The organism is Streptomyces sp. NPDC059718, assembly GCF_042733315.1.
Classification (GTDB): domain Bacteria; phylum Actinomycetota; class Actinomycetes; order Streptomycetales; family Streptomycetaceae; genus Actinacidiphila.
On the sequence record NZ_JBHWGA010000003.1, the window covers coordinates 21,111 to 41,391 of the forward strand.

A 20,281-nucleotide genomic window follows, 5' to 3' on the forward strand; every position below is an offset into this window, starting at 1 on the left:
CCGTGCGGCGCCCTGCCGCGGACGCTCGCCGGGGGCGCCCCGGGGCATCCGGTGCTCGCCCGCCTCGCGGCCGCGGGACCCGGCCGCCGCGCGGGCCGGGGCGTGTGGGGTCGCCGGGGCGAGGGCTCCCCGGACGCGGCGGCGTCCCCGCGTCCAGGACGATGACTCCACGTCAGGCGCCGGGTAGGCGCTTTCTTCCCGAAATCCCTCCCCTTGTCGAAGGTGTTCGGGGGCAGTTAGCGTGGCGATCTGGAAAGCGCTTGCTGCCGCTCGGGCCCCGCCGGAGAGAGGAACCCCACGTGACACGCAGGACCGTGCGGATCGCCATGAACGGCGTGACCGGCCGTATGGGCTACCGCCAGCACCTCGTCCGCTCGATCCTCGCCCTGCGCGAGCAGGGCGGGCTCGACCTCGGCGACGGCACCGTGCTGTGGCCTGAGCCCGTCCTCGTCGGCCGCCGCGAGCACGCGCTGCGCGCCCTCGCCGACCGCCACGGCCTGGACCCCGCACTGGTCTCCACCGACCTGGACGCCGTGCTCGCCGACCCCGCCACCGAGATCTACTTCGATGCCCAGGTCACCGGCGCCCGCGAGGAGGCGATCACCAAGGCGATCGCCGCCGGCAAGCACATCTACACCGAGAAGCCCACCGCGACCGGTCTGGACGGAGCGCTGCGGCTGGCCCGCCTGGCCACCGCCGCCGGCGTCCGCCACGGCGTCGTCCAGGACAAGCTCTTCCTTCCCGGCCTGCTCAAGCTCCGGCGGCTGGTCGACGGCGGCTTCTTCGGGCGGATCCTCTCCGTCCGCGGCGAGTTCGGCTACTGGGTCTTCGAGGGCGACTGGCAGTCCGCCCAGCGCCCCTCCTGGAACTACCGCGCCGAGGACGGCGGCGGCATCGTCGTCGACATGTTCCCGCACTGGGAGTACGTCCTGCACGAGCTGTTCGGCCGCGTGCTGTCCGTGCAGGCACTCGCCACCACGCACGTGCCCCAGCGCTGGGACGAGCAGCACAAGCCCTACGACGCCACGGCCGACGACGCCGCCTACGGGATCTTCGAGCTCGAGGGCGGCGTGGTCGCCCAGGTCAACTCCTCCTGGGCCGTGCGCGTCAACCGTGACGAGCTGGTGGAGTTCCAGGTCGACGGCACCGAGGGCTCGGCCGTCGCGGGGCTGCGCAATTGCCGTGCCCAGCACCGCTCCGCCACCCCCAAGCCGGTCTGGAACCCCGACCTGCCCGCCACCGAGGTCTTCCGCGACCAGTGGCAGGAGGTCCCGGACAACGGCGAGTTCGCCAACGGCTTCAAGGCCCAGTGGGAGTTCTTCCTGCGCCACGTCCACCTCGACGAGCCGTACACCTGGGACCTGCTGGCCGGTGCCCGCGGTGTCCAGCTCGCGGAACTGGGCCTGAGGTCCTCCGCCGAGGGCCGCCGTCTCGACGTACCGGAGCTGACCCTGTGACCGTGACGCTCCTTCACCTCCCCACCGAGGCGGGCGAGCTGTACGCCTACCGGCCGCGCACCGAGCCCGCGGCCCACGCAGGGGCCCCCGCGACGGCGGACGAGCCGCGCAGCCGCGTCGTCTATGCGGCGGCCCACGTCGTCGCCGACCCCTTCCGCACCGCGGCCGACCGGCCCGCCGCGCTGGACTGGGAGGCCACGCTGGCCTTCCGCCGCCACCTGTGGTCGCACGGCCTCGGTGTCGCCGAGGCCATGGACACCGCACAGCGCGGCATGGGCCTGGACTGGGCCGGGGCCGCCGAACTGATCCGGCGCTCCTCGGCCGAGGCCCGTGCCGAGGGCGGCCGTATCGCCTGCGGCGTGGGCACCGACCAGCTGGCGCCGACCGAGTTCGGCCACCCCCACGGCCTCACGGAGATCCGGGCCGCGTACGAGGAGCAGTTCGCCGTCGTCGAGGAGGCGGGCTCGCAGGCCGTCCTCATGGCCTCCCGCGTGCTGGCCGCCGTCGCCAAGGGCCGCGACGACTACCTGGAGGTCTACGGCCACCTCCTGCGCCAGGCCGCCGGGCCCGTCGTGCTGCACTGGCTGGGCCCGATGTTCGACCCCGCACTGGAGGGTTACTGGGGCAGCACGGACCTGGACGCGGCCACGAACACCTTCCTCGAGGTGATCGCCGCCCACCCCGGCAAGGTCGACGGCGTCAAGATCTCCCTGCTCGACGCCGGGCGCGAGGTCGAACTGCGCCGCCGCCTCCCCGACGGCGTGCGCTGCTACACCGGCGACGACTTCCACTATCCCGAGCTGATCGCCGGCGACGACCGGGGCTTCAGCCACGCCCTGCTCGGCGTCTTCGATCCGCTCGCGCCGCTGGCCGCCCGGGCCGTGCGCCTGCTGGACGACGGCGACCCCGGTGGCACCACGGGCTTCCGGGCGCTGCTCGACCCCACCGTCGAGCTGTCCCGCCACCTCTTCGGCGCCCCGACCCGCCACTACAAGACGGGTGTCGTCCTCCTCGCCTGGCTGGCCGGCCACCAGTCGCACTTCACGATGGTCGGTGGTCTCCATTCGGCACGCTCCCTCCCCCATCTGGCCCGCGCCTACGAACTGGCCGACCGGATCGGACTGTTCCCCGACCCGGCGCTTGCCGCGTCCCGCATGAGCCGGCTTCTCTCCGTGTACGGAGTGTGACATTGCGTACCGACAATCGGGCCTCCGGCGACCTCGCCCGGCTCAGCATCAACCAGGAGACCGTGCGGCAACTGCCCCTCCCCGAGCTGGTCGAGGGGCTGGTGACGCTCGGTGTCCCCGGCGTCGGACTGTGGCGCGGGCCGGTCCGGGAGTACGGCGTCGAGGAGACCGCGAAGCTGGTGCGCGAAGCCGGGCTCACGGTCACCACGCTCTGCCGTGGGGGCTTCTTCACCGCCTCCGACCCGGACGAGCGCGCCGCAGCGCTGGCCGACAACCGGGCGGCCCTGGACGAGGCGGCGGCCCTGGGCACCGGCACCCTCGTCCTGGTCTCCGGCGGGCTCCCTGCCGGGGACCGCGACATCGCCGGCGCCCGTGAACGCGTCGCCGACGCGGTCGCCGAACTCGCCCCGTACGCTCGGGAACGCGGAGTGCGCCTGGCGATCGAGCCGCTGCACCCGATGTACGCCTCCGACCGCTGTGTCGTGTCGACCCTCGCCCAGGCCCTGGACATCGCGGAGCGCTTCCCCGCGGAGCAGGTCGGCGTCGTCGTGGACACCTACCACCTGTGGTGGGACGACCGGGCGGCCGAGGGCATCGCCCGGGCCGGCGCCGGCGGACGGATCGCCTCGTTCCAGCTCGCCGACTGGGTCACCCCGCTCCCCGAGGGCGTGCTCCTGGGCCGCGGCCAGCTCGGCGACGGCTGTGTCGACCTGCGCGGATTCCGCGAGCGGGTGGACGCGGCCGGCTACGCGGGAGCCGTCGAGGTGGAGATCTTCAACCCCGTGCTGTGGGCGCGCGACGGGGCCGAGGTGCTGGCCGAGACGGCCGGCAGGTACCGCCGGCACGTGCTCTGAGAAATCTCTGAAAATTTCTTCCGGAAGCCGTGCAACCATCCCTGGGGCCGGTGTGTCTACGTAGCGTCAAGACCCGGAGGGGGGCCTCACAAGGGTCTTGAGTGGGGGAGAGCGCGGCACTCGGAGGGGGCTCGGGGTCTCGCGCAGAGGGAGGGGAACGCCAAAGGGGTCCGGCTCAGCCGGACCCCTTTCGCCATGTCCGACAAGCCCACTCGCCCGGTCCACCGGTCCGCCGCGGTTCAGCGTTTCTCGCGGGCCCGCCGGGCCAGCACGGACGCCATCACGGGGATCAGCGTCTGCAGCGCCGCCGTGACCGCCTCGACCGGGAGGCCGGTCCGCTTGGCCACCGCCCGCGCCGCCGGGGCGGCCACCTTGGCCAGGACGGCCGCCAGCACCCCACGGCCCGGTTCCGCTCCCGTACCGCCCTGCACCCCGGCGAAGCCGACGGCGGCCGCGGGCAGCGGCTCGGGCTCGTTCGCGGCCTGCTCCATGGCCTGGCACAGCTCCGCGGTGCCGCCGGGCGTCACCGCGTCGTCGGTCAGCACCCCCGTGATCGAGGCCACCGCGCTCCCCACGACCCGCTGCGCCTGTCCGGCGTCGGTCCCGAGCAGCTCGGTGATCTCCCGGAGCCGGTCGTCCCCCAGCTCCTCCAGCACCTCGTCCTTCAGCGGTCGGTCGCTCATGGTCGGGACGCTACGCGCGAATCGCCCGCCCGGCCCGCCGACCGCAGCCGGACGGATGTACGCCCTAGAAGGGCACGCCGCAGCGCAGGATGACGTTGGCGTACGGCCGGGACTCGCCGGTGCGGACGACCAGGCGGGCCTGCCGGGTGCGGGCCTTGAACTCCTCGTGCGGCACCAGTTCCAGGTCCGGGAAGGCACCGTCGAGCTGGGCGGTCACCTCGGGATTGTGCTCGCGGACCTCCTTGGCCGCGATCGCCCCCTCCACCACGAGCTCTTCCAGCAGGCCGTCGAGGACCTCGGAGAAGGACGGTGTGCCGGCCCGGAAGGCGAGGTCGACGACGATCGGCCCGGGAGGGATCGGGAGCCCCGCGTCGCAGACCACGACCAGGTCGGTGTGGCCCAGCACGGCGAGTGCGCCCGCGAGATGGCGGTTGAGGATTCCGGACTTCTTCACAGCTGACCCACTTCTTCGAGGGTGGGGAAGGATTCCTGCGCACCCGGTTTCGTGACGGCGGCGGCGCCCACCCGCACCGCGAACCGCACGGCGGTCACCAGGTCGTCGCCCGCGCCGAGCCGCCAGGCCAGCGCCCCCGTGAAGGAGTCGCCGGCGCCGGTGGTGTCGACGGCCGCCACCCGCGGGCTCGGTATGCGCACGGTGCCGTCCGGCGTCGCGGCGAGCGCGCCCGCCCCACCGAGCGTGACGACCACCGAGCGCGGGCCGAGGGCGAGCAGCCCCGCCGCCCACGCCTCGGGGGTCTCCCCGGCGTCCGGGCCCAGCAGGACACGGGCCTCGTGCTCGTTGACCACGAGCGGGTCGCAGCCGGCGAGCACCTCCCGGGGCAGTGCCGCGGGCGGCGAGGGGTTCAGTACGACCCGCGTCCCGGCCTCCGTGGCCGTCGCCACCGCGGCGGCCACGGACTCCAGGGGGATCTCCAGTTGCAGCGAGATCACCCGGGCGGCGGCCAGCAGCTCGCGCGCCCCGGTCACGTCCGCCGCGGTGAGCCGGGCGTTGGCGCCCGGCGAGACCACGATGCTGTTGTCACCCGAGGGGTCCACGGTGATCAGCGCGACCCCCGTGGGGGTGTCGCCGCCGAGGACGCCGGTGGTGTCGACGCCGGCCGATCTCAGCGAGCCGGTGAGCAGCCGCCCGTGGGCGTCGTCACCGACCCGCGCGAGGAGCGCCGTGCGCGCGCCCAGGCGGGCGGCGGCGACGGCCTGGTTGGCCCCCTTGCCACCCGGGTGGGTGGCGAGGTCCGAGCCGAGGACCGTCTCGCCGGCCGCCGGGCGGCGGTCGACATGGATCACCAGGTCGGCGTTGGCCGACCCTACGACCAGCAGGTCGTAGCCGTGCATCTGCGTGTTCCCTTCGGGGGTCCTGCCGTACCGGTGCGGTCTGTCAGGAGGAGAAGTCGGCGACGTTCTTCTCGGTGACGACCTTGACCGGAACCTTCACCAGGCTGCCGAGCTTCTCGCCCTTGGCGGCCTTCACCGCGTTCTGCACGGCCAGCTTGCCGAGCTCCTTCGGCTGCTGTGCCACGGACGCGGTCAGGGTGCCGGCCTTGACCGCGGTGAGGCCGTCGGGGGTGCCGTCGAAGCCGACGACCTTGACCGACTTGCCGGCCTTGTCGCCGAGCGCCTTGATCGCGCCGAGGGCCATCTCGTCGTTCTGGGCGAAGACGCCTGTCACGTCGGAGTGGGCCTGCAGCAGGTTGGTCATGACGTCCAGGCCCTTGGTGCGGTCGAAGTCGGCGGCCTGCTGGGCCACGACCTTGATGCCCGGGTAGGCCTTGATGCCCTCGTTGAAGCCCTGGCCGCGCTCGTTGGCTGCGGAGGTGCCGGCGGTGCCCTGGAGGACGACGACGGTGCCCTTGCCGCCCAGCGAATCGGCCAGGGTCTTGGCGGCGAGCCGGCCGCCCTCGACGTTGTCGGAGGCGACGGTGGTGGCGAGCTCGGCCTTGTTGACGCCGCGGTCGGCCGCGACGACGGGGATGCCGGCCTTGTTGGCGGCCTTCACCGAGGGACCGGCTGCGTCGGAGTCCACCGGGTTGACGATGATCGACTTCACGTTCTGGCTGGTGAAGTTCTGCAGCTGGTTGGCCTGCTGCGACGCGTCGTTCTGCGCGTCGGTGACGGTCAGGTCGACGCCCTCCTTCTTCGCCTCGGCCTGCGCGCCCTCCTTCAGCTGCACGAAGAACGGGTTGTTGAGGGTGGAGACCGACAGGCCCACCTTCACGTCGGAGGACGAGCCGGAGCCGGAGTTGCAGGCGGTCGCGGTGAGCGCCAGGGCGGCGACGGCGACGGTGGTGGCGGAGATGAGCTTGGTGCGCATGGTGGTTCCTTGCTGGTGCGGTGCGGAGAAGAAGTGGGGGTCTGTGGTGCGCGCGGCGCGGTCAGGCGCGACGGCGCAGGGTGTCGAGCAGGACGGCCAGCGCGATGACCGCGCCGATGACGACCTGCTGCCAGAAGGCGGAGACCGACAGCAGGTTGAGGCCGTTGCGGAGGACGGCGAGGATCAGCGCGCCGATCAGGGTGCCGGACGCCTTGCCGACGCCGCCGGAGAGGCTGGCGCCGCCGATGACGACCGCCGCGATGGCGTCCAGCTCGTAGCCGTAGGCGGCCTGCGGCTGCGCCGAGGCCAGGCGGGAGGCGAGCACGATGCCCGCGACCGCCGCGAAGAGGCCGGACAGCGCGTAGATGATGATCTTCTGGCGCTTGACGCGGATGCCGGAGAGGCGGGCCGCCTCCTCGTTGCCGCCGATCGCGTACATGGCGCGGCCTATGTAGGTGCGGCCGAGGATGATCGCCGTGGCGGCGCCCGCGACGATCATCACCAGGACCGGGACGGGCAGCCAGCCGCCGATGGTGTCGCCCAGGTGGGAGACGGAGTCGGGGAAGGCGATGGGGCTGCCCTGGGAGATGACCAGGGTGAGGCCGCGGCCGATCGACAGCATCGCGAGGGTCGCGATGAACGGCGGCAGCTTGCCGAAGGAGATCAGCAGGCCGCTCAGCAGACCGCTGGCGACACCCGTGGCGACGGACAGCACGACCGCCAGCCACACCGGCAGGCCCGCCGAACTCGCGCTCCAGGCCAGCACCGTCGCGGAGAGCGCGGCGACCGAGCCCACCGACAGGTCGATGCCGGCCGCCACGATCACAAAGGTGGAGCCGAAGGCGAGGATGGCGACGACGGCCGCCTGGACGCCCACGTTGAGCAGGTTCTGCGTGGACAGGAAGTCGCCCGACAGGAACGACAGTGCCACCAGCAGGACCACCAGGGCGCTGAGCGCGCCGTTGTTGAGGAGCACACGGCGCGCCGCGGCGACGCCGCCCGTGTCCGTACTGCTTTTGAGCGTGTCAGTGGCCACGGGAGCCCTCCACATCCTTCGTTGCTGTTGCGTTGCCGCCCTCGGTGGGCGCTGTGCCGACGGCCAGGGCCATGACGGAGTCCTGGGTGGCCTCGTGCGAGGGGAGTTCACCGGCGATCCTGCCCTGGGACATCACCAGGACGCGGTCGCTCATGCCCAGCACCTCGGGGAGGTCGCTGGAGATCATCAGCACCGCGTGGCCGGAGGCCGTGAGCTGGTTGACGAGTTGGTAGATCTCGACCTTGGCGCCGACGTCGATGCCCCGGGTCGGCTCGTCGAGGATGAGCACCTTGGTGTCGGCCAGCAGCCACTTGCCGATGACGATCTTCTGCTGGTTGCCGCCCGACAGGGTGCGTACGTGCTGGTGCAGCCCGGCCATGCGGACCTTGAGCTGCCCCGAGATCCGGTCGGCCGCCTTGCGCTGCCCGGCCCGGTCGACGAACCCGGCGCGGGTGGCCCGGCCGAGCGTGACCAGCCCCAGGTTCTCCTGGACGGTGGCGTCCAGCACCAGGCCCTGACCCTTGCGGTCCTCCGGCACCAGGCCGATGCCCGCGTCCATGGCGGCGTTGACGTCGTGGCGGCGCAGCCGCTTGCCCAGCACCTCGACCGTTCCGGAGTCGTACGGGTCGGCGCCGAAGACCGCGCGGACGACCTCGGTGCGCCCGGCGCCGACGAGCCCGGCCAGGCCGACGACCTCGCCGGCCCGCACCTCGAAGCTCACGTCGTGGAAGACGCCGCCCCGGGTGAGGCCCTCGACCCGCAGCAGGGGCGCGCCCGCTTCGGCGCGCTCGCGCGGGTACTGCTGCTCGATGCTGCGGCCCACCATCAGCCGGACCAGTTCGTCCTCGGGGGTGCTCGCGGGCACCTGGGAGACGCTGCGGCCGTCACGCAGGACGGTCACGCGGTCGCCGAGCGCGGCGATCTCCTCCAGGTGGTGGGTGATGAAGACGATGCCGACGCCGTCCTCGCGCAGCTTGCGCACGATCCGGAAGAGCTTGTCGACCTCCTCGCTGGTGAGCACCGCGGTCGGCTCGTCCATGATCAGGACGCGCGTCTTCAGGCTGAGCGCCTTGGCGATCTCCACCATCTGCAGGCGGGCGATGCCCAGTTCGGAGACCGGGGTGCGCGGGTCGACGTCGACGCCGACCCGGGCCAGCAGGGCGGCGGCGTCCGCGTTCATCTGCTTGCGGTTCACCAGGCCGAGTCGGCGCGGCTGGCGGCCCAGGAAGATGTTCTCGGCGACGCTCAGCGCCGGGACGAGGTTGAACTCCTGGTAGATGGTCGCGATGCCCAGCTTCTCGGCGTCCTGCGCACCATGGATGCGCACCTCCGCGCCGTCGACGAGGATCCGTCCCCCGTCGGGGCGGTTGGCGCCGGAGAGCATCTTGATCAGGGTGCTCTTGCCCGCGCCGTTCTCGCCGAGCAGGACGTGCACCTCGCCTCCGCGCAGGTCGAAGTCGACGCCGTCGAGGGCCACCACACCGGGGAAGACCTTGCGGACGCCCTCCATGCGGAGGAGCTCGGGGCTGCTCGTGCTCAACGGGAACTCCCTTCGGACGCGCCGCAGGAGCGGCGGACTACGAGACGGGCGGACACGGTGACCGACGGCGCCGGCCTGCCCTCCACCCGGTCGATCAGCGAGCGCACGGCCGCGCGGCCGAGCTCGCCGGTGGGCTGGGCGATGGCGGTGATCGGCGGATCGGTGTGGAGGAACCACGGGATGTCGTCGAAGGCGGCGAGCGCGATGTCGTCGGGCACGCGCAGGCCGCAGGCGCGGATCTCGTCCATGGCGCCGAGCGCCATCAGGTTGTCCGCGGCGAAGACCACGTCGGGCGGGACCGGCAGGTCCAGGAAGCGGGCGGTCGCCCTGCGGCCGCTGTCCGCCTGGAAGTCGCCCTGGCCTATGTACTCGTCGGGCAGCTGCAGACCGAAGGCGGCCAGCGCCTCACGGAAGGCCCGCACCCGCTCGCGGCCCGTGGTGGTCGCGGCGGGGCCCGCGATGATCGCCAGCCGGCGGTGGCCCAGGCCGTGGAGGTGGGCGACCAGGTCGCGCACCGCGTCGCAGCCGTCGGTGCGGATCACCGGGACGTCGTTGCCGACGCCGGGGATCCAGCGGTCGACGAAGACCATCGGGGTGCCGGAGAGTACCGCGTCCAGGATCAGCGGGGAACCGCCGTCGGTGGGGCTGACCAGCAGCCCGTCGATGCGGCGGTCCAGCAGCGTGCGGATGTGGTGGTCCTGCTGCTCCGGCCGCTCGTCGGCGTTGCCGATGATCACGCTGTAGCCCAGTGCCCTGGCCTCGTCCTCCACCGAGCGGGCGAGCTCGGTGAAGAAGGGGTTCAGCACGTCGCTGATGACCAGCCCGAGGGTCCGGGTCTGGTCGGTGCGCAGCGAGCGCGCCACCGCGTTGGGCCGGTAGCCGAGCTCGGCCACGGCCTCCAGCACCCGGGTGCGGGTGCCCGGGCGGACCGCCGGGTGGTCATTGAGCACGCGGGAGACCGTCGCGACGGAGACACCCGCGCGTGATGCCACGTCCTTGATGCTCGCCACCCGTCCCACCTCCTCGTGGAATCGATTACAAAGAGGATTGGAATCGATTACATGCTCCAGGGCAAGAGCACGAAACCGGATCGTTACATTCAGAGGCCCCGCCGGGCGGAGTTGTCCACAGCCCTCGGCGGCCTGTCGGGGCCGGGCGGTACCGTCGGATCACATCGCAGATCCGGGGAGGTGGCCCGCGCCGTGGGGGAGTTGAGACTGGCCGTCGTCGAGGGCGTCCTCGAACGGATCACGTACGCCAACGAGGAGAACGGGTACACGGTCGCCCGGGTCGACACCGGTCGCGGCGCCGGCGATCTGCTGACCGTGGTCGGCTCGCTGCTCGGCGCCCAGCCGGGCGAGTCGCTGCGCATGGAGGGCCGTTGGGGCTCCCATCCGCAGTACGGCAAGCAGTTCACCGTGGAGAACTACACGACCGTCCTTCCGGCCACGATCCAGGGCATACGGCGGTACCTCGGCTCCGGGCTGATCAAGGGCATCGGCCCGCGGATCGCCGAGCGGATCGTCGAGCACTTCGGCACCGACACCCTGGAGGTCATCGAGCGGGAGCCCGCGCGGCTGGTGGAGGTCCCGGGCCTGGGCCCCAAGCGCACCAAGCTGATCGGCGCCGCCTGGGAGGAGCAGAAGGCCATCAAGGAGGTCATGGTCTTCCTCCAGGGCGTCGGCGTGTCCACCTCGATCGCGGTGCGGATCTACAAGGAGTACGGGGACTCCTCGATCTCCGTGGTGAAGAACCAGCCCTACCGGCTGGCGGCCGACGTCTGGGGCATCGGCTTCCTCACCGCCGACCGCATCGCGCGGGCCGTCGGCATCCCGCACGACAGCCCCGAGCGCGTCAAGGCCGGTCTCCAGTACGCGCTGTCGCAGGCGACCGACAGCGGCAACTGCTTCCTGCCCGAGGAGCAACTGCTGTCGGACGCGGTGAAACTGCTCCAGGTGGACACCGGGCTGGTCATCGACTGCCTCGCGGAGCTGGCCGGCGAGGAGGGCGTGGTCATCGAGCCCGTGCCCGCCCCCGACGGCGGTGGCGAGCCGGTGCGCGCGGTGTACCTGGTGCCCTTCCACCGGGCGGAGATCTCCCTGGCCGGCTCGCTGCTGCGGCTGCTGCGCGGCACGGAGGACCGGATGCCCGGCTTCCGTGACGTGGACTGGGGCAAGGCGCTGACCTGGCTCGCCGAGCGCACGGGCGCGGACCTCGCCCCCGAGCAGCAGCAGGCGGTGCGGCTGGCGCTCACCGAGAAGGTCGCCGTGCTGACCGGCGGCCCGGGCTGCGGCAAGTCCTTCACCGTCAGGTCCGTGGTGGCCCTGGCGCAGGCGAAGAAGGCCAAGGTCGTACTGGCCGCGCCCACCGGCAGGGCGGCCAAGCGGCTGGCCGAGCTCACCGGGGCCGAGGCCTCGACGGTCCACCGGCTGCTGGAGCTCAAGCCGGGCGGAGACGCCGCGTACGACCGGGAGCGGCCCCTCGACGCCGACCTGGTCGTCGTCGACGAGGCCTCGATGCTCGACCTGCTGCTGGCGAACAAGCTGGTCAAGGCCGTGCCGCCGGGGGCCCACCTGCTCTTCGTCGGTGACGTCGACCAGCTGCCCAGCGTCGGCGCCGGCGAGGTGCTGCGCGATCTGCTGGCCGAGGGCGGCCCGGTCCCGTCGGTCCGGCTGACCCGCATCTTCCGGCAGGCCCAGGAGTCCGGCGTGGTGACCAACGCGCACCGGATCAACTCCGGAGCGCACCCGGTCACCCAGGGGCTGGACGACTTCTTCCTCTTCGTGGAGGAGGACGGCGAGGAGACGGCCCGGCTCACGGTGGACGTGGCGGCCCGCCGCATCCCGCGCCGGTTCGGCCTCGACCCGCGCCGCGACGTCCAGGTGCTCGCCCCCATGCACCGCGGCCCCGCGGGCGCCGGCGTGCTGAACGGCCTGCTGCAGCAGGCCGTCACCCCGGCCCGCCCCGACCTGCCGGAGCGGCGCTTCGGCGGCCGCACCTTCCGCGTGGGCGACAAGGTGACGCAGATCAGGAACAACTATGAAAAAGGCGCCAATGGAGTCTTCAATGGAACGGTGGGGGTCGTCACCTCCCTGGACGCCGTGGAGCAGCGGCTCACCGTACTGACCGACGAGGACGAGGAGATTCCTTACGACTTCGACGAGCTGGACGAGCTGGCGCACGCCTACGCGGTGACGATCCACCGGTCACAGGGCAGCGAGTATCCCGCCGTGGTGATCCCTGTCACCACCGGGGCGTGGATGATGCTCCAGCGGAACCTGCTGTATACCGCCGTTACCCGGGCAAAGCGATTGGTCGTGCTCGTGGGTTCGCGCAAGGCGATCGGCCAGGCGGTGCGCACCGTCTCCGCAGGCAGACGCTTCACGGCACTCGACCACCGGCTGACTCGGGCGGCAAAATAGGCACTGAGTGCCATCATTCGGCTCCTCGACCGACCCCGAGTGCACGTGGCCACGCCAAATGGGGGACAGTAGGGGTAGTCAGGGCACCTACCAACCTCGAAGAAGAGGCACGACGTCGGTGAGGGAATGACGTGAGCGACAACTCTGTAGTACTGCGGTACGGGGACAGCGAGTACAGCTACCCGGTGATCGAGGGCACCGTTGGGGACGACGGCTTCGACATCGGCAAGCTGCGCGCCAACACCGGCCTGGTCACCCTGGACAGCGGCTACGGCAACACCGCGGCCTACAAGTCCGCGATCACCTACCTCGACGGCGAGCAGGGAATCCTCCGCTACCGCGGCTACCCCATCGAGCAGATCGCCGAGCGCGGCACCTTCCTGGAGACCGCGTACCTTCTCATCAACGGTGAGCTCCCCACCGTCGACGAGCTCGCCGCCTTCCGCGGCGACATCACGCAGCACACGCTCCTCCACGAGGACGTCAAACGGTTCTTCCAGGGCTTCCCGCGGGACGCCCACCCGATGGCGATGCTGTCCTCCGTGGTCAGCGCGCTGTCGACCTTCTACCAGGACAGCCACAACCCGTTCGACGAGAAGCAGCGCTACCTCTCGACGATCCGGCTCATCGCCAAGCTGCCGACGATCGCCGCGTACGCCTTCAAGAAGTCGGTCGGCCACCCCTTCGTCTACCCGCGCAACGACCTCGGCTACGTCGAGAACTTCCTGCGGATGACCTTCGCCGTGCCCGCCGAGGAGTACGAGCTCAACCCGGTCGTCGTCGACGCCCTGGACAAGCTCCTCATCCTCCACGCGGACCACGAGCAGAACTGCTCCACCTCCACCGTCCGCCTGGTCGGCTCCTCGCAGGCCAACCTGTTCGCGTCGATCTCCGCGGGCATCAACGCCCTGTGGGGCCCGCTGCACGGCGGCGCCAACCAGAGCGTGCTGGAGATGCTGGAGTCCATCCAGGCCGACGGCGGCGACGTGGACGCCTTCATCCGCAAGGTGAAGAACAAGGAGGACGGCGTCCGCCTGATGGGCTTCGGCCACCGGGTCTACAAGAGCTTCGACCCCCGAGCCAAGATCATCAAGTCCGCGGCGCACGACGTCCTGTCCGCCCTCGGCAAGTCCGACGAGCTGCTGGACATCGCGCTGAAGCTCGAGGAGCACGCGCTCAGCGACGACTACTTCGTCTCGCGCAACCTCTACCCGAACGTGGACTTCTACACCGGCCTGATCTACCGGGCCATGGGCTTCCCGAGCACGATGTTCACCGTGCTCTTCGCGCTCGGCCGGCTCCCCGGCTGGATCGCCCAGTGGCACGAGATGATCACCGAGCCGGGTTCCCGGATCGGCCGTCCGCGCCAGGTCTACACGGGCATCGTCGAGCGGGACTACGTCCCGGTCGAGGCCCGCTGACGCGAGCGCCCCGCGCACAGAGAAACGCCCCGCGCCGAATCCCCCCACGGGTTCGGCACGGGGCGCTCCTGTTTCCCGGAGCGGATCCCCCCACGGGTCCGTACCGGGCGTTCTTTGGGTGCGCTCGCCCAGCCGGGACCAAGCACCCGGGAGGGCCGCTCAAAGCTCTCCGGGCAGTTCGCCCCGGCATGGCGACCGGGCTGTCCCCCAAAGACAACCCGCTCATCATCTCACCGAGTCCGCCGGGAGCCCGGTGTCTTCGCCGGGTTAGACCCCCTCGTAAACCAAAAGGTTACGTTCCAGCCAGTGTGATCTCGGTCTCGGCTACGCATCTCCTACGCCATCCGCATCATGGCAGACCCCCGTGCCGGTCGCGTAGCCCCCGTCCCGTAACGTGCTGTTCCTCCTCGAGGGGCGGAGCGTGATGTCGCAGAACGCAAGTGTGGGCCGGCACGTCGTGGTGACCGGCGGGGGCACGGGAATCGGCCGGTCGGTGGCCACCCTCTTCGCCGAGGCCGGCGACCATGTGACCATCGTCGGCCGGCGCCGCGAGGTGCTGCGCGCCACCGCCGACGAACTGCGCTCCCAGCACGGTTACGACGTCACCCCGGTCGTCTGCGACCTCGCCGACCCCGACGACGTGGAGGCGACCCTCGAGCGGCTGCCCCGGCGCATCGACGTCCTGGTCAACAACGCGGGCAGCCGGGAACTCGCGATCGGGGCTGGCCCGCACGGGGTGCTGGCCCGCTGGCGCGGCGACTTCGAACGCAACGTCCTCACCGCCGTCCTGGTGACCGAATCCGTACGTGACCGGCTCCCCGAGGGCGGCCGGGTCATCACCGTCACCTCGGTGGCCGCGCTGCGCGGCGGGGGCTCCTACGGGGCCTCCAAGGCCGCCCTGCACGCCTGGAACCACTCCCTGGCGGCGCAGCTCGGCCCGCGCGGCGTGACCTGCAACATCGTCGCCCCGGGCACCGTGGCGGGCACCGAGTTCTTCGGCGCCCGGCTCGACGCCGCCGAGCTGACCCGCAGGGCGGGCCGGACCCTGGTCGGCCGGGTCGGGCGGCCCGAGGACGTCGCCTCCGCGGTGGTCTTCCTCGCCTCCCCCGAGGCGGGTTTCATCACCGGGGAGATCCTGCAGTGCAACGGCGGCGAACTGCTCGGCCGCTGAGCTGACGCACGCGCGTCCCGCGGGGAGTACGCCGGGCGTACTCCCCGCGCCACAGCCGGTCGCTGCGGCCCCGTACCTGAGGATGAGGCGCCCCCGGGAAAACCCTGGGAATGCCCCGATCCCGGCGAAATCGCCTTGCCCCTCCATCGCGGCCCTGCCAGCGTTGAGGCCTGGAACGGGAGACGGGGGACGGGCCGGGGCGGGAAGAGGGGCGGCCGGATGGACGTTGCACGGATCGTGTCGGCCCTGGACTTCACCGCAGGCCTCGAGGGGTACCTGCGGGACGGCCACGTCATCTGGGCGTACGCGGTGCTCGCCGCCACCACCGCGCCGCCCCTGGTACCCAACGCGGCGCTCCTGGTCACAGGGGGCGTGCTGGCCGCCCAGGGAAGGCTGGACATCGCCCTGGTCCTGCTGGTCGTCGCCGGCAGCGCGCTCCTGGGCGACCTGCTGATCCACCGCACCGGCCGCGCCGTCAGCGGCCGGGTCCTGACCCGGCTGTACCGGCGGCAGCGGCGCCGTGCGCTGCTGGAGTGGGCCAGCGTCCGGATACAGCGGCACGGGATCCCCTTCGTCATCGGCGTCCGCTTCCTGCCCAGCGGGCGGGTCGTCGGCGGCCTCTCGGCGGGCATCGTGCGCTACCCGGCCCGCCGTTACCTGATCGGCGCGGGCGTGGCCGAGGCGGTCTGGGCGACGTACTCGGTGGGCCTGGGCTACTTCGGCGGCCTCGCCATGTCCAACTCGCTGTACGCCGTCGCGCTGGGCCTCGGGGTCTCCCTGGCCGTGGCCGGAATCGGCAGCGTGGCGCAAGTGCTCTCCGGGCGCCGCTCGGCCCCGGCGGGTACGACGTCCCCCGGACGCGTGGTGGCCTCGGGCGGCGCCGGGTCCTCCGGGACGGACGAACCGGAGGGGGACGCCCCGCAGGGGAAGCCCGCGGACCGGGCGCTGCGGGGCTGAGGCGCGCCGCCGGGGGAGCGGGCCGTGCCGGTCCCGGTCTCAGGGGGTCGCGGCGGGGGTGCCGACGGCTTCCGTGATGGCGACGGCCCCGGTGCCGACGTGCGGGGCGAGGTAGCCGTACAGCGCGGCCTTGACCTCGCCGACGTACGCGTCCCGCTCGGCGCCCTCGTGCGCCAGGACCAGGGCCAGGCCCGCCTTGAACAGGCCGAAGGCCATCGCGGCCACCCGCGCCCGCTCGGCGGCCGAAAGGGCGGGCGCGCGCAGGCCGAGCAGGGTCTCCACGCGCTCCAGCAGGGAGGTGTGCAGGGTGTCGTGCTCCATGACGACCGTGCCGGGGATGTCGCTGTCGTGGACCAGGGCGAGGAAGGCGGGGTTCTGGCAGTTGAACTCGATCATCGGGGCGACGATGACCTCGAGCATCTCGCGCAGCGGCAGCGAGGCGTTCTCGGGGGTGAACAGCTCCCCGTGCCCCTCGCGCATCCGCTGGTTGAGGATGCCGCCCAGCTCGATGGCGATGGCCTCCTTGTTCGGGAAGAACTGGTAGAGCGTGCCCGGGGACACGCCCGCCTCGCGGGCGATCGCGTTCGTGGTGGCCGCGGTGTAGCCCACCTTGCAGAACACGTCGGCCGCCGCCTCCAGCAGCTGCGCCACGCGCCGTTCGCCGCGGGCCTGCCGGCGTCGAGGCTTCTGCTCCTCAGGCACGTGTAATCCCCAATCATGTTTGACAAACGCGAGTGGTCGCTCACATTCTGAAGAAACGCGAGTGATCGCTCGTGTTCGCCATTTTACGGCGGTTCCTCAGGGGAGGGGACACCTCTGTCATGTCGGATGTCAACCGTGAGCGCCCGCCGGGGGGCTGGACCCGGGCGATGACCGCCCGTCCTCGTCTCACCCTGCTGCTGGCGCTGCTGTTCACCGCCCTCGCCGTGGTCGCGGGCAGCGGCGTCGCGGACCGGCTGCGCAGCGGCGGATGGGAAGCCCCCGGCTCGGAGTCGGCCTACGCGGCGGACGCGCTGGAGAGGTACTTCCCGGACTCGCAGCCCAATCTGATCCTCCTCGTCGACGGCCGCGGCGCCGCTGTGGACTCCCCGGAGGTGGCGGCCGAGGGACGGGAGCTCGGTCGCCGGCTCGCGGCGGACGAGGACATCGCCGGCGTCACCTCGTACTGGACGACCCGAGCCTCCGCGCTGCGCGCCGAGGACGGCCGTGAGGCCATGATCGTCGCCCGGATCGGCGGCGACGACGACGCCGTCGCCGCGGCCGTCGAGCGCATCGCCCCCGAATACCGGGGACCGCACGGCGCGGTGGAGGTCAAGGTCGGCGGCATGGCCGCGTTCCGGCACGACCTGCAGACCACGATCCAGGAGGACCTGGCCCGCGCCGAGCTCATCGCGCTGCCGATCACCCTCCTGCTGCTCATCATGGTGTTCGGCAGCGCCGTCGCGGCCGTACTGCCGCTGGGCGTCGGCGTCGTGGCGATCCTGGGCACCAACGCCGTGCTGCGGGGCATCACGACGTTCACGGACGTCTCGATCTTCGCTCAGAACCTCACCACGGCCCTCGGCCTCGGACTCGCCATCGACTACGCCCTGTTCGTCGTGCGGCGCTTCCGGGAGGAGCTGGACACCGGGGCCGACCCGCTGACCGCCGTGGGCGCCACGCTGCGCACGGCCGGGCGCACGGTGCTCTTCTCGGCCCTCACCGTGGCCGCCGCGCTCTCCGCGATGTTCCTGTTCCCGCAGTACTTCCTGCGCTCGTTCGCGTACGCGGGCATCGCCGTGGTGCTGCTCGCGGCCGCCGCCGCGCTGGTGATCCTGCCCGCAGCGCTGGTGGTGCTCGGCCACCGGGTCAACTCCCTCGACCTGCGTCGTCTCCTGTCGCGCCGGCGGAGCGCGAAGGCCGGACGGGAGCCGGGCGCGGGCTACGCGAGGCTCGCCCGCCTGGTGATGCGGCGTGCTCCGCTGTTCGCGATCGGCACGGTCGCCGGGCTGGTCCTGCTGGGACTGCCCTTCCTGCAGGTGCAGTTCGGCACCGCCGACGACCGCCAGCTGCCCGCGACGGCCGAGGCGCACGTCGTGCAGCAGCACATACGCGACGGGTTCCCCGGCAACCCCGGCGGAGAGATCACCGTGCTCGCCGAGGGCCGTCCCACCGCGGCCCAGCTCGGCGACTACAGCGGCAGGCTGTCCGCGCTGCCCGGAGTGGTCGTCGTCGACGGCCCGGCCGGCCAGTACGCGCAGGGCCGGCGGACCGCGGCGCCCGGTCCGGCCGAGGCGGCCAGGGCCACCGACGGCGCGGCGTACCTCACCGTGCTGCCGAAGGCGGAGTCCGTGGACGAGGCGAGCCAGGACCTCGTCGGCAGGATCCGGGCGGTCGACGCCCCCTTCAAGGTCTCCGCCACCGGCACCGCGGCCCAGTTGGTCGACACCAAGGACGTCATAGCCGACCGCCTGCCGTGGGCGGCCGCGCTGATCGCCGCGGTGACCTTGGTGCTGGTCTTCCTCCTCACCGGCAGCGCGGTCATCCCGCTGCAGGCCGTGCTGCTCAACGCGCTGAGCCTCACCGCCATGTTCGGCGCGGTGGTGTGGGTGTTCCAGGACGGTCACCTGTCCGGCCTGCTCGACTTCACCGCGACGGGCAGCATCGAGACCACACTGCCGGTGCTGATGTTCTGCGTCGCCTTCGGACTCTCGATGGACTACGGCGTCTTCCTCCTGTCGCGCATCAAGGAGGAGCACGACCGGACCGGTGACCACCGCGCGGCGGTCGTCTTCGGGGTGCGCCGCACCGGCGGGCTCATCACCGCGGCCGCGGTGATCCTGGCGGTGGTGATGGTGGCCATCGGCACCTCGCGGATCGCCAACACCAAGATGCTGGGCCTCGGGATCGCGCTCGCCGTCCTCATGGACGCGATGGTGGTGCGCACCCTGCTCGTGCCCGCCGTGATGCGGCTGACCGGCCGGGCCACCTGGTGGGCGCCGCGGCCGCTGAAGGCGCTGCACGACCGGTTCGGGCTGAGCGAGGGCGAGGGCCCCGGCCGGGCCCCTGTGCGGGAGGAGCCCGTACCGGAGCCGGAGCCGGAGCCGGCCCGCTCGGGCTGAGCGGCGGCCGGGCCGACGTCAGCCGAACTCCTGGCGTCCTCGGTTCCCGGGGCGCCGGGAGCTCCACAGACGGATGGTGTCCGCGTACCAGAACGGCTTGCCGCCCTCCACGATGTCGGGGGGCGGCAGGTGCCCGTGCTTGCGGTACGAGCGCACGGTGTCGACCTGCACCCGGATGTGAGCGGCGATCTCGGCGTACGACCAGAGGGTCCGGTCCGTCATCTCCCACGCACCTCCCATGCGCCGGCCTCGGGGGGTGGCCGGCCTCGCCGGGACAACGACATGCGATCAAGGGCGGAAGGGGCTGTTGATCGTCTGTGACGCGGAGCCCGCGTAACGGTGACAAATGTGGCGAAGGCATGACCGGCCTCCCTGATTGTCGGAGAAGCCGTCCGGGTGCGGGAAGCCGCGCGCCTCAGCCCTCGAACCGGGCGGGCAGCGGGGCGACTTCCCCCTCGGCCGCGTCCCCGTCGGCCACGGCCCTCAGACGATTGAGGATGGCGGTGCCCGCCCGGGTGTAGGCCGCGACGTCGTCGAAGAGCACCGACTGCAGGTTGCCGGTGTCCAGCAGCGCGACCAGCTCGAAGGCCAGCAACGGGATGTCGGCATCCGCGCGCAGCTGTCCCGTCCGCCGGGCCTTCTCGAGGGTGATCTCGACGTAGGTCGTCCACTCCAGCCGGGCCTGGGCGACCACGTCGTGCACCGGCCCGCTGCGCGCGTCGTACTCCGCCGACACCGCCAGCAGGAAGCAGCCGCCCGGGAACACCCGCCGCCGCGAGTAGTCCAGCCACGACTCGCACAGCCGCCACACCCGCGCCAGCCCCGCCGGCAGCTGACGCGACGGCTCCACCACCTGCCGGATGTACACCTCGCGGGCCGCCCGCACGGTGGCGAGCTGCAGCTCCTCCTTCGACCCGAACAGGGCGAACACCCCGCTCTTGCTGAGCCCGAGTTCGGTAGCCAGCCGGCCCAGCGACAGCCCCTCCAGACCCTCGACCGAGGCGATCGCCATGGTGCGGTCCAGCACCATCCGGCGGGTCTGGTTGCCGCGCTCCACCCGGCCGTCCGTACGCGTAGCTGCCATCCGGGCATCCTAGGGAAGGCCACGTCCCGGCGGCAGGCA

Annotated in this window: 16 protein-coding genes and 1 pseudogene; 8 read left to right on the forward strand and 9 right to left on the reverse strand. The window is 72.1% G+C overall.

All coding sequences use genetic code 11. From position 1 onward, the window contains the following. Nucleotides 1-299 precede the first annotated feature (299 nt). The 3 genes from ACFV3E_RS04930 to ACFV3E_RS04940 are packed head-to-tail and all read left to right on the forward strand — an operon-like array spanning nt 300 to nt 3,498. Nucleotides 300-1,457, forward strand: a complete 1,158-nt coding sequence (locus ACFV3E_RS04930; RefSeq protein ID WP_500533412.1) for a Gfo/Idh/MocA family protein — start codon at nt 300-302, stop codon at nt 1,455-1,457. Between the two features lie 2 nt (nt 1,458-1,459). After that, nucleotides 1,460-2,644, forward strand: coding sequence for a dihydrodipicolinate synthase family protein (locus ACFV3E_RS04935; RefSeq protein WP_500533413.1), 1,185 nt, complete (start codon nt 1,460-1,462; stop codon nt 2,642-2,644). Between the two features lie 2 nt (nt 2,645-2,646). After that, nucleotides 2,647-3,498: a sugar phosphate isomerase/epimerase family protein gene (locus tag ACFV3E_RS04940; RefSeq protein WP_500533414.1), complete on the forward strand. Its 852-nt coding sequence runs from the start codon at nt 2,647-2,649 to the stop codon at nt 3,496-3,498. 239 nt (nt 3,499-3,737) lie between these two features. On the opposite strand, the gene ACFV3E_RS04945 is transcribed toward ACFV3E_RS04940, so the two are convergent. The 6 genes and pseudogenes from ACFV3E_RS04945 to ACFV3E_RS04970 all read right to left on the reverse strand — a co-directional run bounded on the left by ACFV3E_RS04945 (nt 3,738) and on the right by ACFV3E_RS04970 (nt 10,096). Further along, nucleotides 3,738-4,181, reverse strand: a complete 444-nt coding sequence (locus ACFV3E_RS04945) for a DUF937 domain-containing protein (RefSeq protein ID WP_500533415.1) — start codon at nt 4,179-4,181, stop codon at nt 3,738-3,740. A gap of 64 nt (nt 4,182-4,245) precedes the next feature. Beyond that, nucleotides 4,246-4,635 carry a D-ribose pyranase gene (gene rbsD, locus ACFV3E_RS04950; protein ID WP_499511972.1) on the reverse strand — a complete coding sequence of 130 codons (390 nt, stop codon included), beginning with the start codon at nt 4,633-4,635 and terminating at the stop codon, nt 4,246-4,248. Continuing rightward, complete coding sequence (gene rbsK, locus ACFV3E_RS04955) at nt 4,632-5,534, reverse strand: ribokinase (RefSeq protein WP_500533416.1); 903 nt, start codon at nt 5,532-5,534, stop codon at nt 4,632-4,634. The genes rbsD and rbsK overlap by 4 nt, the downstream gene beginning before the upstream one ends. 43 nt (nt 5,535-5,577) lie before the next feature. Next, nucleotides 5,578-7,546, reverse strand: a pseudogene (locus tag ACFV3E_RS04960) (ABC transporter permease/substrate-binding protein). Next, nucleotides 7,536-9,056 carry a sugar ABC transporter ATP-binding protein gene (locus ACFV3E_RS04965; RefSeq protein WP_500533692.1) on the reverse strand — a complete coding sequence of 507 codons (1,521 nt, stop codon included), beginning with the start codon at nt 9,054-9,056 and terminating at the stop codon, nt 7,536-7,538. Before ACFV3E_RS04965 ends, ACFV3E_RS04960 begins: the two are co-directional and overlap by 11 nt. A gap of 26 nt (nt 9,057-9,082) precedes the next feature. Then, nucleotides 9,083-10,096 (reverse strand): LacI family DNA-binding transcriptional regulator, encoded by a 1,014-nt coding sequence (locus tag ACFV3E_RS04970; RefSeq protein WP_500533417.1) that lies wholly within the window; start codon nt 10,094-10,096, stop codon nt 9,083-9,085. Between the two features lie 192 nt (nt 10,097-10,288). Here ACFV3E_RS04970 and recD2 point away from each other — a divergent pair, with 192 nt between their 5' ends. From recD2 to ACFV3E_RS04990, 4 genes are all read left to right on the forward strand, one after another. Next, complete coding sequence (gene recD2, locus ACFV3E_RS04975; RefSeq protein WP_500533418.1) at nt 10,289-12,508, forward strand: SF1B family DNA helicase RecD2; 2,220 nt, start codon at nt 10,289-10,291, stop codon at nt 12,506-12,508. Between the two features lie 131 nt (nt 12,509-12,639). Then, entirely contained in the window at nt 12,640-13,929 is a 1,290-nt protein-coding gene (locus ACFV3E_RS04980; RefSeq protein ID WP_500533419.1) for a citrate synthase, read from the forward strand. Between the two features lie 424 nt (nt 13,930-14,353). Continuing rightward, a complete protein-coding gene (locus ACFV3E_RS04985) occupies nt 14,354-15,100 on the forward strand; it encodes an SDR family NAD(P)-dependent oxidoreductase (RefSeq protein ID WP_500369397.1) in 747 nt (248 codons plus the stop codon). Nucleotides 15,101-15,319: 219 nt separating this feature from the next. After that, entirely contained in the window at nt 15,320-16,057 is a 738-nt protein-coding gene (locus ACFV3E_RS04990; RefSeq protein WP_500533420.1) for a DedA family protein, read from the forward strand. 39 nt (nt 16,058-16,096) lie between these two features. Here ACFV3E_RS04990 and ACFV3E_RS04995 read toward each other — a convergent pair whose 3' ends face one another. Then, nucleotides 16,097-16,759, reverse strand: a complete 663-nt coding sequence (locus ACFV3E_RS04995; protein ID WP_500533421.1) for a TetR/AcrR family transcriptional regulator — start codon at nt 16,757-16,759, stop codon at nt 16,097-16,099. 119 nt (nt 16,760-16,878) lie between these two features. Here ACFV3E_RS04995 and ACFV3E_RS05000 point away from each other — a divergent pair, with 119 nt between their 5' ends. Further along, nucleotides 16,879-19,158 (forward strand): MMPL family transporter, encoded by a 2,280-nt coding sequence (locus ACFV3E_RS05000; RefSeq protein ID WP_500533422.1) that lies wholly within the window; start codon nt 16,879-16,881, stop codon nt 19,156-19,158. Between the two features lie 18 nt (nt 19,159-19,176). On the opposite strand, the gene ACFV3E_RS05005 is transcribed toward ACFV3E_RS05000, so the two are convergent. Both ACFV3E_RS05005 and ACFV3E_RS05010 read right to left on the reverse strand, forming a co-directional pair. Beyond that, nucleotides 19,177-19,380, reverse strand: coding sequence for a MarR family transcriptional regulator (locus tag ACFV3E_RS05005; protein ID WP_499511963.1), 204 nt, complete (start codon nt 19,378-19,380; stop codon nt 19,177-19,179). A gap of 193 nt (nt 19,381-19,573) precedes the next feature. Then, entirely contained in the window at nt 19,574-20,242 is a 669-nt protein-coding gene (locus ACFV3E_RS05010) for a TetR/AcrR family transcriptional regulator (RefSeq protein WP_500533423.1), read from the reverse strand. Nucleotides 20,243-20,281: the final 39 nt, after the last annotated feature.

What these genes read in the sequence shown, in the direction of transcription:
- ACFV3E_RS04990 (WP_500533420.1), top strand. Translation starts at nt 15,320, where the DNA reads ATGGACGTTGCACGGATCGTGTCGGCCCTGGACTTCACCGCAGGCCTC.
- ACFV3E_RS05005 (WP_499511963.1), bottom strand. Translation starts at nt 19,380, where the DNA reads ATGACGGACCGGACCCTCTGGTCGTACGCCGAGATCGCCGCTCACATC.
- ACFV3E_RS04945 (WP_500533415.1), bottom strand. Translation starts at nt 4,181, where the DNA reads ATGAGCGACCGACCGCTGAAGGACGAGGTGCTGGAGGAGCTGGGGGAC.
- ACFV3E_RS05010 (WP_500533423.1), bottom strand. Translation starts at nt 20,242, where the DNA reads ATGGCAGCTACGCGTACGGACGGCCGGGTGGAGCGCGGCAACCAGACC.
- ACFV3E_RS05000 (WP_500533422.1), top strand. Translation starts at nt 16,879, where the DNA reads ATGTCGGATGTCAACCGTGAGCGCCCGCCGGGGGGCTGGACCCGGGCG.
- rbsK (WP_500533416.1), bottom strand. Translation starts at nt 5,534, where the DNA reads ATGCACGGCTACGACCTGCTGGTCGTAGGGTCGGCCAACGCCGACCTG.
- ACFV3E_RS04965 (WP_500533692.1), bottom strand. Translation starts at nt 9,056, where the DNA reads ATGGAGGGCGTCCGCAAGGTCTTCCCCGGTGTGGTGGCCCTCGACGGC.
- ACFV3E_RS04985 (WP_500369397.1), top strand. Translation starts at nt 14,354, where the DNA reads ATGTCGCAGAACGCAAGTGTGGGCCGGCACGTCGTGGTGACCGGCGGG.